We start from the raw sequence: 13,460 nt of genomic DNA, 5'->3' as shown, positions 1-13,460 counted from the left end.
AAAAGGATCAGGCAACCTTAGACCGGGCTGCTGATGACTGTTGGATCTCCTCAAGAATCGGCAACAGATACTTCCGGAACTCGCTATAGTCCTCAGTAACGGGAAAATGTCCGAGCTTTTCCATTGTCCAAAACTTGGAGCCTTTGACCAGGTCTGCAGCAATCTTGGTATCGGCCGGGGACGTGTTTGGATCGTATTCGCCCGTGAGGAAGTATAGCATACATTTCGACGTATCGATTTTGCTGGCTTCTTCTGGCGACACATCGTGGTCGTAGTAGTAGTAATAAAGATCACCCGCGAAGATTCCCGGTCCACCGCAGCTGTATTCCCACTGGATTTCACGGACATTCGCTTCTGGCGAGTACGGTGAGATATTCAGCATCATCGCCGCACCGATGGAGGTGCGATTGACGTTTGGATTGTCGAACTCCCTGCGGATGCCAGCCATACCGACGTCGACGTACTCCGCCGCCGAGCGCAACGCACCTTCGACCGAGATCGTGGCGCGGAAGTTGTCCGGATAGTTCGATGCCAGGTCGATCGCGAGATGGCCGCCCATGGAGCTGCCCAAATAAACGGGGCGGTCTAGGTCGAGCGCTTTTGAGAGTTCGAGCTGGAAGTCCATCATGAACTTCTTGGTCATGTTGTATTCCTTCTCCCACCAGCGAACGCCGTAGGGGGGAAGGGACTTGCCGTGATACGGCAGATCGAACGCGATGACGCGAAAATTTTTCGTCACGTCGGAATCGCAAAGCATATGACGGTATTGGCGACCGTCGGACCCTGCCGTATGACCGACGAGAAGCGGAATCCCCTGGCCCGCTTCTTCGTAATAGACGCGGTACTCGATACCTTCTACGGTGAGATAGAGATAACGGCCGATAATGGGGTCAAACTTGGTCATGCTGCTGCTCCTTCAGAACGGGCATTGCGCATCAGGGTGGTCATGCGGTTGAGAGCAGGCAGATACGCGAAGGTTTCGTTGTTACTGCTAAGGTAGAGGCCATGCTTGATGTTTGATGACTGCAAGCACTGATAAAACGGCAAGGGTTTGTGCTGAAGCAGCGCCTCCCACTGTGAACCGGTCCCGCGTATGACGATAGTGCACTTGTCGTCGTCGTATTCGGCCTCTTCCACCTTTAGCAACGTACCGTCCTCGAAATGAAGCGCTACACTGCGGGTAGGGAAATCGCATTTTAATATACCGTTAAGATAACGAGTTTCGCGCTTGAACTCGAAATCCTCCCGCACGAATTCTATGAATTTCTTGAGATCTATCGCCATTTTAGGCTCCTCCCTTGTTGATAAGCGCTGAGAACTCCGCGCATGTTGTACATGCCCCCTCACGGGACAGCACATTCTCAAATGCCCATTTCGGTGAATACTTCCTGGGCATGCCTGAAACTGTCGATGCCTGCTGGCACACCAACGTAGATAGCCACCTGAAGGAAGATCTCCTGGATCTCCTGTTTCGTAACACCGTTGTTGATGGCGCCGCGGATGTGGCCTCTGAGCTCGTGCGGTCGGTTTAAAACCGCTATCATTCCAAGGTTGAGGATCGATCGAGCGCGACGGTCGAGGCCAGGTCGGTTCCAGATATTGTCCCAACAATACTCGGTGACGAGTTCCTGCATCGGCCAGGTGAAGTCGGTCGCCTTTCCGAGGGCCGCATCAACGTAAGCGTCCCCCATCACCTGCCGACGAGTAGCAAGTCCGCGCTTGAACTGCTCCGATGGAGCTGTTCGCTCGCCGGCCTTAGACCCCTTATCTTTCCTGTCCAAAGTGGCCATTGGGTTTCGCTCCCTTCATCATATTTGACAGATTATCAGACAATTTTCAACTGTCAGTTTGGCGTAGTTTTTCGCGGTCAGGCCTGATCTTTCACGAACTGCGCAATTTTCGTATGGTCGACATCGGGGCCTAAAGCATGCCGAGCAGCATCCCAGGCATCAGCGGTACCGGCCAATGTCGGCAGCTGGAGATTGAGCGCCTTCGACAAGTCCGCTGCAATCCTAATGTCTTTCGCCATAAGCCCCAAAGCAAAACCAGAGCCAAAAGTCTCCGAGAGGATGAACTGCTTCATCTTCACTTCTGTTGCGTTGTTCTTGCCAGACGACGAGTTGAGAATATCGACGATCGTTCTAGGATCGAGACCAAACGTTCGGCCAAGAAGAACGCCTTCGATAGCTGCCAGAACCCCGGCTCCCGATACGAAATTGTTGATGGCTTTCATGGCGTGCCCTGAGCCGATCGGGCCTGTCCTAAAAATCTGGCCGCCCATGGCGCACAGGATGGGATCAGCTTGATCGATATCGTCAGAAGCACCGCCTGCCATGATAGTAAGAGAGCCTTCGACGGCTCGCTTCACTCCGCCTGACACGGGAGCATCGACCAGCCGCAAGCCCTTCTGATGCAAGCGCTCTGCGAGCTCACGAGTATCATTGGGCGCCGATGAGCTCATGTCGATGACAAGCGCGTCAGCACTCAGGGATTGCCAGGCCCCATCCTTGAAGAGCGCGTCTTGAACAACCTTGCCGTTGGGAAGCATGGTAACCGCAACATCGGCCCCATTGAATGCTTCCGCTACCGTCTCTGCCGGAACGCCGCCGACGGCCGCGAACCTTTCCCTAGCCTCGGCCGATAGATCAAAGCCAGTGACTTCGAATTGAGCCGACAACAGATGTTGTGCCATCGGCCCGCCCATTGCGCCGAGACCAATAAAGGCGACGCGCAGATTTTTTCGTGGTGACAACGTCCCGCTCCCGAATGTGAGGCAAGCACAATCAGCTACCTCCGTTAGTGAGGAGTAGTTAACGACCTATCAGACAATCTGTCAATCGGAAAATTCATGCTTGGGCCGGCGCGCCCTCGCTACGACGCCAATTTTGCCGTCGCTTCTTCAATCACCTCACTTAAAATGACGTGCAAGCAGCACCCATCTTATCGTCCGATGGACACCAGAGAGGTTGTTGCGTTGTCAAAAGCACCGTGCCTGAAGGATTTAATTACACCCGGCCACCTCCAGCATCAGACAATCTGTCAATTTTCGGAAAATCTTATGGCATCAGCCTGAGGTGTTGTTGCGCAGGTACTCGAGTGCGACTTTCGCAGCCATATCAATGTGGTGCTTACAAGCGGCCGCAGCCCTGGGTCCGTTGCGATTTTGGATCGCTTCGGCAATCTCTTTGATTTCTGCAATGCTATGTTTGAGGCGCCCCGGTTGTGTCATCGAAGTCATGCGCAGAAGATTGATCCGGTTGTGCAGCGATGTTAGCATTTGCCTGACGAAGACGTTTTTGCTGCCATCCATCAAGCAGTCATAGAAGGCGTTTTTGGCAGCGATGAGCCTGTGTCCCACGCCGCTTTCCGCCGACGCTTCGAATTCTCTAACGGCATCTTGCAAAGTGGCAATATCTTCCGCCGTTCCATTTTCGGCGAACTGCTGACCAGCAAACCCCTCGAGCAGCGCGCGGACGGTGTAGAGCTGAGCGGCCTCCTCATAGGTTATGATACTGACAACTGGACCCTTGTGGGGGAAGCTTGTGATCAATCCCTCTGCCTCAAGCTGCCGAAGCGCTTCACGGACGGACGTGCGACCCACGCCGATCATTTCGCAAAGCTCGCGCTCGACGAGCCTTTGCCCCGGCTTGAACTTGCCCGTCGCAATAGCCTGTCTGAGCCTTTCTTCGACTTGCACTCGAAGAGAGGCATTTTGCCGAGCGACCTGCAGCTCCACATCTACCATGATCAATGTCCTACGTAGCACTAATGAATTTGAGCTAAATATATGGCTGCTTCGCGGGGAACTTTCAATCAGATTGTCTGATGAGCGGTCATTAGCAACTATTCTCGAGGATTGAGCCCGCTGTGTAGAGGTCGGCTTCCCGATCCATGAGGAACCGATCGGTTGGCGCGCCATAAGTGGAAATTCTAGTCCAAATGGCCTAGTTCAATTGGTGTCCTGATGGCCGACAATGTCCGCCCGCCGATTTCTCAAAACCAGCCACGTTGCGACCCTGATCGACGAGGTGTCCACGGTCACCGACACCACCGCATCTTCCAGGAGCACCCGTTCGACTAACGGCCGGGTGCAGCTTGGCAATCGGCAAAAGCCGCATCAGCAGACGATAGTGGTTCCGATCGCGCCTCCGGTCCGGAGGCGGCATCGATCTTGAGCGCCTCAAGATCCGCCATCTTTCTTCGCCTGCCAGCCTGGCTCGTACTTGCGCTATCCGCAATTCCCATTCTAACCACTTTTCTCTCTGACCATCTCTCTTGAAAAATTGTAACCTTCGTGCTACATATCTAGTGCAATCTGTAGTGCGAAGGTGACAAATTCCGACACCTCACAACCCTCCGGGTGCGGCGCGCGTTGCGCAAACTGGGCGCAGACATCCACGTCGACGTCGCCGCCTGCCTATGGCGGTAGTAGCCGAACGTGCCTTCACCTCACGCTCAACGCTTCAAAAGATCGAGGCCGGCGACACCAATGTCAGCATCGGCATCTATGCAGGCGTCCTCCAGGCACTCGGCCTGCTAGATGGGCTGAGCCAAGTCGCCGACATCGGTGACGACAGCGTCGGCCAGTCTCTGGCCAATGCAGAGTTGCCCAAGCACGCTCACCCAAGGCGATCACCGGGATCGTCACGCGATGGCTGATTTCGAAGTTCATCTCGACCTTCACGGCCGCACACGTCCCATCTGGCCCGGAGCAATCGCGCCCGTGGTGCCGAAACAATCGTGTTTGAGTATGATCGTGCCTGGCTCGAGGACCCGGGCCGCTTCTCGCTGCAGCCCGCTCTAGCTCTGAGCTGGGGAGAAAAATCACGGCTTTCTGTGGCTCAATAAAGCCAGCTGGTCGTTGTCCCCTGCCTATGACCTCAATCCAGTGCCTACGGATGTCAAGGCGCGCGCGCTGACGACAAACATTGATCTTGATGAAGGCACCTGCTCCCTTGACCTGCTGGAAGAACCTGCAGGGCTCTACGCCCTAACGCTCGCCGAGGCTCGCGCGATCATTAAGGAAGTCGCGACACCGCAAGGTGGCGCGAGACCGCCAAGGCGGTCGGTGCGCGGTCAGCCGAGATCAACCGTATGGCCAGTGCGTTCGATCACGATGATTTGCAGCGAGCGCCAGCCCTATGACGAGAGCCTTCCTCCACAGTTTCAATCCGCCCTCTGCCGGCCCGATCACTGAACCGGATTACGGCATCGTTGCGTTGTAAAGGACGGATGTCCAATGGCAATTTTCCGATCTGCGGTCCTGGCTGGATTTGCGATGGAATTGTTTCAAGCGCCTCCGTGACCAACGAGCGAAAACCAATAATTATGTGATTCGGTGAGATCGAGACGCTACTCTACGAACAAACTATGTCACTGCCAGCGGATCCTCAATCACATCGACGATCGATGGCTGGCCAAGCACGTCCGCGAAGCGCTGTAGCATGGCAACAGTACTCGATGACATCTCCGCCCTGGAGCCCGGGATATAGCAAGCGGCTGCATAAGCGAGTTGCCGTTGCCTCGGTTCCGTTAGCAACAGCGGCAGCGTCTCGATTGCTTGCTCCGGCTCAAAGGTGACGATAGCCGTCTGCACGCGAGTGATTTCGGCCAAATGATCAGCGCTTAGTGAGCGGAAGGGCTCGTCCTCGGTCAGCACCCGTGACCAGCGCGCCAGGCGGTCGCGTCGGATCCCGCCACGATCGCTCACCAGGAGTACGACCATACGGATGATGGCATCGGCGAGTCCGCCGATCGCGATCCTCCTGAGCGCATTGGCGATGTCCGGCTGCCATCTCATATCGTCAAGTGTCGTCCCTTTGCGGTATGCTTCGTGGGGATTGTCAAAATATCGCTGCCAGGGGTTGTTCCAGATCATGTGAAACGCGAGCTCATAACCCATGTCGCGCCAGTCGCGCATGACCACGATCGCCTGTTCGACAGCCTTGAAATAGAGCGCTTCCGCAGCCAGGAAAGGATTTTCCGCTGCTGCGTTCGCCCGGGAGTTCCGTACCTGCTCTGAAATTGACTTATAGCCAACCATGATCGGATTCTGAGAAGACAGCAGCGATCGCTCCAGCCGCTTTGGATGGAACATTCGGCTGGCGTCTGCTGAGATGTCTGTGACCGCGGCCTGCACAAAGGGGCGGGCAACTGTGTGATAGATCTGCGCTTGCAGTTCAGAGACGCGGGCGACGGCAGCGAAGGGACCTCCATCGTCATGGCCGTCGTTAAACTCACGGATATTCTCGAAGGTGCGCTCGATCAGTTCAACACTATAGCTCTTGTGTCCAGCATCTTCTTGAATGTCCGTGATGCGCATCTCGTAAAGGCCAGGCAACAACGCCTCAATTGCCTCGAGCGTGCTTGCAACCTCATTGTATTCTTTGTTGATTACTCTCGAGGAAACGAATGTACCGAGGTGACCGACGTCGTTGTGTACCATATAAATAATGTGCTGGCCGAGAAGGCGGATTTCCTCCTCGTTGTCATAGATTTCGGGGATCCAATTCAGCGCCTGCTGCGGCGGCGTTACATTGTCGCCATGACTGGCAAATATGATAATAGGCGCCCTGATCTTCTTAAGGTCGAAATGCCGCCGGTCCGGCTCCCCATACGCCTTGTTGTGCGCCAGTCGATTACCAACAAAGAGGTGCTCAACTATCCAGCGGATCTCGTCTCCCCGCATCAGGCAGAAGCCGCCCCACCACTTCTCAGCCTTAAGGAAGGCTTCGCTCGCCGCATCCACATCTCGGAACAGTTCGACATACTTCATGAATAACTGGCGCTCGGGATTGAGCGTTTCGAAATTCTGTACGAGATGGGCGCCGTCGAAGATGCCTCCGCCCAGATCTGACAAAAACATGGTTATCCAAGCTCCCCCGAAGAGGCCCGCCATGTAGCGGAGGGTATTTTCGCCGATATTTCCCGAGGTAGGTGTCACCGGCGATCCGTTGAGGATGATCGGGCCAGCTAAGTCGAGATTTGTCGCAACCATCAGAAGGGTAGCCCAGCCAGCTTGGCAGTTGCCGACTACGACTGGAAGGCGGGCAAGCGGATGCAGGCGCATGACCTCACGAACAAAGGCCGCTTCCGCATACGTGACATTAGAGAGATACTGCCCCCCTCTGGCTCTCGGCGGAAGGACACCAAATAAACCGGGTGACCTTCCCGGAACGCCACGCCGACCTGGCTGTCTTCTTTGTGGCCACCGACGCCGGGACTATGTCCGGCGCGCGGGCAAATGATTATGAAGGGGCGCTTCGTGTCATCGACGTTAACACCTTGGGGCGGGATCATTCGAAGTAACACGTAATTGGATTTCAAGGGCAGATCGTTTCCATCCATAACTGTCTCGTAGTCGCAGAAGAAAACCGGCGGACAGCCTGCCGCTTCATGTTCGAGGAAGATGTCGCCGCGCTGTCGGAGAAGATCCATGCACAATATGGCGCGCTCACTAGCGTCGCGCAGGTATTCCGCCCAAGCGTGGCCCAAATTCCCATTGCCGTGCACCTCGCGTAGACTCTCGGCAAGACGTTCGGCCTCAGTAAAGAGCTTTCCCTGGCGGGTAGAGTGGGTGTCGCACATGACTTGCACGCGGCGCAATAAGGCAACCTGCAGAATTTTAGCGGTTTCAGCGCCCGCTGCCGCCAAGCGTTGGAACATCGGGAATAGACTTTGGGTCACTTGGCTGTCCAGTTCCGTGGATGGCGCTTCAATCCACCGGAGCGGGTTTAGAGATGTAAGAATATCCGCCATCGTTTCAACTCCTCTATGGTTATGATCCCGTACGCATACATACGTGCCAGATCGATCGTGCTTCCGTCTGGCGAGGTGCTCGGTAGGCAATGCCGACGCCTAGGAAAGCAGTTTGACGACTTCCGACCCCAACGAGTTACCGCCGCATTCATCCCCTGCAATGTCTATGCCAAGCACTGGGTCAGCCAGCTACGCCGGGAGAGGGGGCAGCAAGCTCGTCGCCAGGGAAAGCCACACAAAGTCTTCATTCAGCCTGGATCAGCAGTTTCTCCCAGCTCGTTGGAGACTATCGGAGGACAGGAGGTGATGGATTCGCCTGCGGTGTGGGATCCCACCAACTAGGATGTTTCAGCGGCCGTCCGCGTGGCTTTGGTTGGGGCTAAGGCTGGTGGTGGCACGGTTATAGACGATGCCTTCTGTCTGACGCTCACCGATGACGGCAGTCTTCATCCGGTCGCAAAGCACTCCCGCGGAGCGCCGCCGAGAGCCTCGAAGGCCGCGATGTGGAAACGCAGGCCGGTCATCTGATGCATGACGAAGCGTGCCCAGATGGGACGGCTATGACCCGGCACTATCGTGAACAGCCAGATGATCCTCGGCGCCAGTTAAAGTGCCGACCGCGTGACACCGCCATTTTCGCTGGCGTTAGTGTTGGTCAGGTTTACAGCAGATCACCGATAACAGTGGACAGGTTAAACGGAACGATTCCGATCTCACCACGCGGCATCCTGTCGAGCAAGTCGACCGTGCGGGCAAAGGTTTCGACTTGCTGAAAGGCGTAATCAGGGTCGAGCCGGTCCAAGCCTCCGCCCGGCAAGACCTGGCAAAGATAGTCCGGTATCGGACAGCTTGATATCGTCGGAATTCCTGATGCGTATAATGGCTGTCCTTCGCCCAACATCACCTGCGCCGCCGCTGGGGCGACTATCCGCGCGTACCTTTTTGCGCCCGCGTGCGGCAGCGATGTACACGTCACTCATCGACTTATTACTGGTATAGATCAAATCGAGTTCCGGCTTCCCGGTGGGCGCGGGGTGCCCTTTTGCAAAGTCATCTCGCCACTCGGTACATCCAAGATGCTCAATCGTAGCTCCTGCAACGGCTTTAGCATGGCCGGGTTTGCCGTCCCACAATTCTGGATGCATTTCGAGCCAGGTCGCCGTCGCCTGATTCCCGTGGCGGCCGAACTGGGGAAGCTGGAAATGACCCGTGACGAGTACGAAGACGAGGCTCCGGTTGCGGGCAGATTTCGGTAGCGAGGAGAAATAATGCGCCAGAGCGAGTACCCCAGCACCGCCGTTCTCTTCGCACGCATTAGGTCCATCGGTGTGGGTGTTGATGATGATTGTCTCAAGCAGGTTGCAGCCCGGCAAAACCGCATAAATCGTATCGGTCGCAACGTCTTCCAACGTGCCATCCAAGGTCAGGCGACCGCTCAAACCGTGCTTGCTCGCGGCTTTGATCCGCTCTCCTTCAGATTGCGCCACCCATATTGCAGGTAAGCCCCAATACGGTGTGGTGAATGGCAGCACCTGCCCCTTCAACTGCACTTCCGAGACGCCTTCGAAAATGCAAACGACGGCTAAAACCCCTGCTTCACGCGCCTTGTCGATCGGTACGCCAAGCAAACCGGTGATAAGCGGCGTGGTTACGGCTTTGGGAAAGTCTATGCCTTCCGGCAGGCTGCCGCGTCGATTGGTCACCAGTTCGAGGAATGCCGCCAGATCCCGACGCTTTACCGTCACCACCGCAATTTTGCCGCGGGCTTTCTCAAACGCCTGAACCCGACCGTTGAAAAGAACCATCTTACCCGAGATACCGCCGGGAGGTGTAAGCCCGGAATACGGGAACGGCGCCGCTACCTCAATTACTTCACCATTTGACAGTTTGAACGCGGTGGTTCGTGGCATCCACCGGCGCATCGTGAGTTGATCGCGCTTCACCTCAAGGCCCATCCCTCTCAACTCACCAGCAAGATAATCGATTGCCCGTGCTTGCGCCGGGCTGCCGGTCAATCGGGGGCCGAAACTGTTGAGCCTTTTGATCCAACTCCAAAGTTTCCGCTGATCAGGGAGTGCGGGGATGGACGGCTTTCGCTGCTCACTGAATCCGGTGCTGGGAAAAGCCGGGAATACGATCCCGGCGAGAAGAGCAGTGAGCCCAACAGTCGAAAAATCTCTTCGTTTCAAGACTAACCTCCGCGCCTCTCTATCACGAATGGAAGCGATACCTATGGCCGCACGCCGCCCGTGTCCTTGCAAATCCAGTGCCATTAAAAGCACACGTCTAATCTTCAGTTTTGAATTGAACGCGCAGTCTGAATCGGTTTTGGACCGCGTGCGAAGTCAATGCAGCTTTCGGACAGACTCCGCGCAAGCATCTGAAGTGGTTGAAGAGTCACTTTACTGATCTAGGAACGCGTCGTTGGTTCAATGCCTTTAAGAGCGACTTTATCTTGAGCCTAGTCTCGGGTCGGCCAAAAACCTTTGCCTGCTTGCAGACGACCATCAGTCGCCGAATGCAGCGGCAAGACTGTAAACTGTTGACCACGATAGGCGCTGCGCGTTGGACCTTTGTCACAACAACCTATCAAAACCCTCTATTTTATCCGGCGGACTTTCATTGCCGCCAAGGTTCTGGAGCTAGCGGCAAATCAGCCCCGACTGCCAATCTATTCAATGCTAGCGTCGCTGATAGTGATGCTGGCGCCCGAACCGCCGCCTGTTTGAGGCTCCAGCCGGATAATGACGGTCTGTGGCTGACGGCAAGACGGGTCATCGGGCAAGGGAAACCCAAATCGTTGAGGCTTTGCCCCGTCCAATACCGAAAACGCCTTGTTCGGAAAAATACCAAACCTACCAATTTCGCGAACGTTACTGCCGCAGTCAAGCGAAACGACCGTCGTCACTGGTCCTGAAGTCGACGGTTCATAACCAGTGACAGTAAGGACGACCCGCGCACTGGTATCAACCGATGAGTGGACTGCTCTGCTCGATATGGTTATCGTCGCGGGCTTACTGGTCGTTGCCCGCATGTCGCTCTCGTTAGCTTGAACCGGGCTGACGATGCGCAGCATCGATAATGCCGCCGCACGAATAGCGATAAGCACCCAACGATGATAGCGCATCGATGTCTCCACAACCCAGCCAGTCCGGATGTTAGGCGGACACTATGGCTATTTCTAGCTTTGCGGGCTCTACGGCGCCGGGTTTGCCCGCTCCCGATCCGACAGGAATGAGCTGCAGGTCGATGGCCTCGCCATCCGTCTGCCCCCTTCCGCCGTAAACCCGCTGGATCGCGTCCGTCAGATCGAGGACGAAGGATGGTTTGCGATGATGGTCGCCGTCATGACCGAGAACGGCGAAAGAACCGACGTAATGGGGATCGGTGACGGGCGTATCGGCCTTAAGGTCGTTCTTGCCGAGAAACACCCGAACGCTGGTCGTGCTGGCACTGGTGATCTCGACATCGCGCAGGAATGCCAGCACACGAGGAGCGGAGGCCGCCTGCTCCTGTGCCGCGCCGAAATCCATTGTATCCATGCCGGATGGCAGAGGCGGTTGGCGGACGATCTCCTGCAATGCGCCCGCCGGGATCTTGATCGGCAGCGAAAGCGGCACGTTTTCCGTTGCCGCCTTGCTGTTGTCCGTGGAGGTGGTCGTCACGCCGGCGATTGCAGCATCGGTCGCCGTCGCCGCGATCACGGACGTGAGTTTATCGTTCAGGGCCAGCGTTTTGGCGCTCGCCGCCGCGACCTTGAAGTAGGTCCGGAAACCATAATTGTATCCGAGTTCCTCTGGAACATAAAGGTCAGAGACCTTCGGGGACCAGAAGTTGCCGTCGACATCGTAGAAATTGTCGGTGAACGGCATGTCGGCCCAGAGTCGATCCGTGCTGTTGGCGTTGCGCAAATTCCAGGTCGCCCAGATGCGGTCGATGTTGCAATGATGCATGAAGAAGATCGGATCGCGGGGCGACGACATTTCCGGCATCCAGCCACCGATATTGTTGTGCACCTGATTGTGCGGTGTGTATTCCAGCGCCCCCTGCGTGCCGCTGCTGGTGGTGACCCAGGAAGGATCGAGTGAGTTCTGTCCCTCGGGGCGGGTGGTGCCGAAGACCTCGTATGGCTTCGCCGTTAGGATGGTGTTGAGAACCTGTGGCCCAACTATATTGTCCGGCATCGGCTGCGTGATTGGCCAGGTGCGCGACGAAACATAAAGTGGATTGTCCTTGCCGTCGGGCGTCTTTTGCATTGTGAACACTTCGGGCAGGTACGGATTGTCGGTCCAGTCCCAGAACGGCATAGCGAAATCGTTGTTCTTGGTCACGTGCCGAACGATGCGCTCGTACATAGCCGTATAGGCCCTGTGCCACGGCAGGAAATACCAGTTGCCATGCGGGCAGTATTTGACGACGTCACCGCTGCCGTGAATTTTCGAGAGGTTGACCCAGTTGAATTTGTCGCTGGCGGGAAGGGCGTTGAGAAGGCGCACTGCGTCGCGATAGGTCTCGATGATCGGGTCGTTCCAGGCCAAGCCCTGCAGTGAGCGCCGCCAAGGGATTGACGGTATCTGCGCGAAGGCTTTTGTCCCCGGTAGGCCGCTGGCGAGCAGGCCTGCTGCAATGACGCCACCCTGAACGATGACATGTCTGCGTGTGATGCTCATCTTACTCTCCCTTGGATTTGAATTGTCCTTCGCCAAGATTAATGCCGCTTTTAGGCCGGTTCCGCGCCGTCTGGGCGCGGGAGCAGTGGGCAATTCGCACCACCATAGAGCTTGCGTTGGCTCTTTCTGAGTTTCGGTGAATCGGCGGCACGAGAAATGAAGCAAGCGACGTGCCACTCGAAAATGCAGCGTAAAATGCGAGCTAAAAACGCTACTACCGATCGTATTCCTGCATTCCAGTTGGAATCCAGATTCCGGAAAACTTAGTATCGCATTCCATGATCGTTCGAGCGACGGCTTGCCGACCAGCCACGGCAAGCACGTTCGGTTGCGAAAACCTCAAATGATCAAGCTGAAACAGTTGTTCAGACCGGTGAGAGGGCCCAAGATGCTGAAAACGCCCTGTGCGACGATAGAGAAGCACGCATCTCGAACAGGCTTTCCCTATCGGACCCCCAGCAATGACGGAGCCGTAGCCCGCTCGCTCTCAAATTCAAAGCTGCGAAGCAGGCACCACTCCGTGGCTTGACGGGTGCGTAGAGCAGAGCGGGACAAACCGATTGTCGTGATCTCGACAAATGCGACAAAGGGCGGCGGCTGTCCGACATTTGCGAGAATAGCGGCGGGAACTCCGCGCGGGAACAACGGGCTCACCAAGTGATCCCACTTTCAGTCCCATTGTGCCCACTCATTCGGGCTTACTGTCGGACCCTATCGAGACCTCGCCGCAGCTGCGAAGCCCCACTCATATCCGTTTGAATTTGGCATCAAGGCTTGACGCTTGCCGTCCACACGGGGCAATTCGGGCAGTGTATTAGCCTGCTGTCCCGCTCGTTTCCTGACCCGACATCACAGCGGGGCAGGCTGATTTGGGGATCATCGCTCATTTGGGCCATGGTCTCAAGCGTCATATACCTGGCGCGTTGAACGGCCCATTCATCATTCTGTTCGAGCAGCAATGCACCGACGAGACGGACGATGGCTTCGTCGTTCGGAAAGATGCCGACGACCTCGGTGCGTCGCTTGATTTCG

At 56.2% G+C, this 13,460-nt stretch carries 11 protein-coding genes and 3 pseudogenes; 2 read left to right on the top strand and 12 right to left on the bottom strand.

What is annotated here, in order from left to right; all coding sequences use genetic code 11:
* Nucleotides 1-7: 7 nt before the first annotated feature.
* The 5 genes from CO671_RS30615 to CO671_RS30595 form a co-directional block, all read right to left on the bottom strand.
* Nucleotides 8-904, bottom strand: coding sequence for an alpha/beta hydrolase (locus CO671_RS30615; RefSeq protein ID WP_004668623.1), 897 nt, complete (start codon nucleotides 902-904; stop codon nucleotides 8-10).
* Nucleotides 901-1,284 carry a hypothetical protein gene (locus CO671_RS30610; RefSeq protein WP_004668622.1) on the bottom strand — a complete coding sequence of 128 codons (384 nt, stop codon included), beginning with the start codon at nucleotides 1,282-1,284 and terminating at the stop codon, nucleotides 901-903. Before CO671_RS30610 ends, CO671_RS30615 begins: the two co-directional genes overlap by 4 nt.
* A 77-nt stretch (nucleotides 1,285-1,361) precedes the next feature.
* The gene (locus CO671_RS30605) at nucleotides 1,362-1,790 is read right to left on the bottom strand and encodes a carboxymuconolactone decarboxylase family protein (RefSeq protein WP_004668619.1); all 429 of its coding nucleotides are present in this window, start codon (nucleotides 1,788-1,790) and stop codon (nucleotides 1,362-1,364) included.
* A gap of 77 nt (nucleotides 1,791-1,867) precedes the next feature.
* Nucleotides 1,868-2,752: an NAD(P)-dependent oxidoreductase gene (locus CO671_RS30600; RefSeq protein ID WP_004668614.1), complete on the bottom strand. Its 885-nt coding sequence runs from the start codon at nucleotides 2,750-2,752 to the stop codon at nucleotides 1,868-1,870.
* A gap of 312 nt (nucleotides 2,753-3,064) precedes the next feature.
* Nucleotides 3,065-3,745 carry a GntR family transcriptional regulator gene (locus tag CO671_RS30595; protein ID WP_004668612.1) on the bottom strand — a complete coding sequence of 227 codons (681 nt, stop codon included), beginning with the start codon at nucleotides 3,743-3,745 and terminating at the stop codon, nucleotides 3,065-3,067.
* A 674-nt stretch (nucleotides 3,746-4,419) separates the two neighbouring features.
* Here CO671_RS30595 and CO671_RS30590 point away from each other — a divergent pair.
* On the top strand, nucleotides 4,420-4,659 hold the full coding sequence (locus CO671_RS30590; RefSeq protein ID WP_008534330.1) for a helix-turn-helix transcriptional regulator: 240 nt from the start codon (nucleotides 4,420-4,422) through the stop codon (nucleotides 4,657-4,659).
* A 160-nt stretch (nucleotides 4,660-4,819) separates the two neighbouring features.
* Nucleotides 4,820-5,145 (top strand): annotated as a pseudogene (locus tag CO671_RS34615) (HipA domain-containing protein); the annotation flags it as partial.
* A gap of 223 nt (nucleotides 5,146-5,368) precedes the next feature.
* Here the strand turns inward: CO671_RS34615 and CO671_RS30580 are convergent.
* From CO671_RS30580 to CO671_RS30555, 7 genes and pseudogenes are all read right to left on the bottom strand, one after another.
* A pseudogene (locus tag CO671_RS30580) lies at nucleotides 5,369-7,437 on the bottom strand (DUF3141 domain-containing protein).
* A 720-nt stretch (nucleotides 7,438-8,157) separates the two neighbouring features.
* Nucleotides 8,158-8,354: pseudogene (locus CO671_RS34390) on the bottom strand (IS21 family transposase); the annotation flags it as partial.
* Nucleotides 8,355-8,419: 65 nt separating this feature from the next.
* The gene (locus tag CO671_RS34385; protein ID WP_008534315.1) at nucleotides 8,420-8,560 is read right to left on the bottom strand and encodes a hypothetical protein; all 141 of its coding nucleotides are present in this window, start codon (nucleotides 8,558-8,560) and stop codon (nucleotides 8,420-8,422) included.
* Nucleotides 8,541-9,947, bottom strand: a complete 1,407-nt coding sequence (locus CO671_RS30570) for a hypothetical protein (protein ID WP_245425048.1) — start codon at nucleotides 9,945-9,947, stop codon at nucleotides 8,541-8,543. Before CO671_RS30570 ends, CO671_RS34385 begins: the two co-directional genes overlap by 20 nt.
* Before the next feature lie 482 nt (nucleotides 9,948-10,429).
* Complete coding sequence (locus CO671_RS30565; RefSeq protein ID WP_011053334.1) at nucleotides 10,430-10,885, bottom strand: hypothetical protein; 456 nt, start codon at nucleotides 10,883-10,885, stop codon at nucleotides 10,430-10,432.
* 31 nt (nucleotides 10,886-10,916) lie between these two features.
* A complete protein-coding gene (locus tag CO671_RS30560; RefSeq protein WP_011053333.1) occupies nucleotides 10,917-12,746 on the bottom strand; it encodes a tyrosinase family protein in 1,830 nt (609 codons plus the stop codon).
* 449 nt (nucleotides 12,747-13,195) lie between these two features.
* A partial coding sequence (locus tag CO671_RS30555) for a transposase (protein WP_245425047.1) occupies nucleotides 13,196-13,460 on the bottom strand: 265 nt, incomplete at its 5' end.

Origin of the sequence: Rhizobium sp. M10 (genome assembly GCF_002531955.1) — a bacterium.
Taxonomy (GTDB): domain Bacteria; phylum Pseudomonadota; class Alphaproteobacteria; order Rhizobiales; family Rhizobiaceae; genus Rhizobium; species Rhizobium etli_C.
Note: the sequence above shows the minus strand (reverse complement) of the source record. Positions and strands in the feature narration are given on the sequence as shown.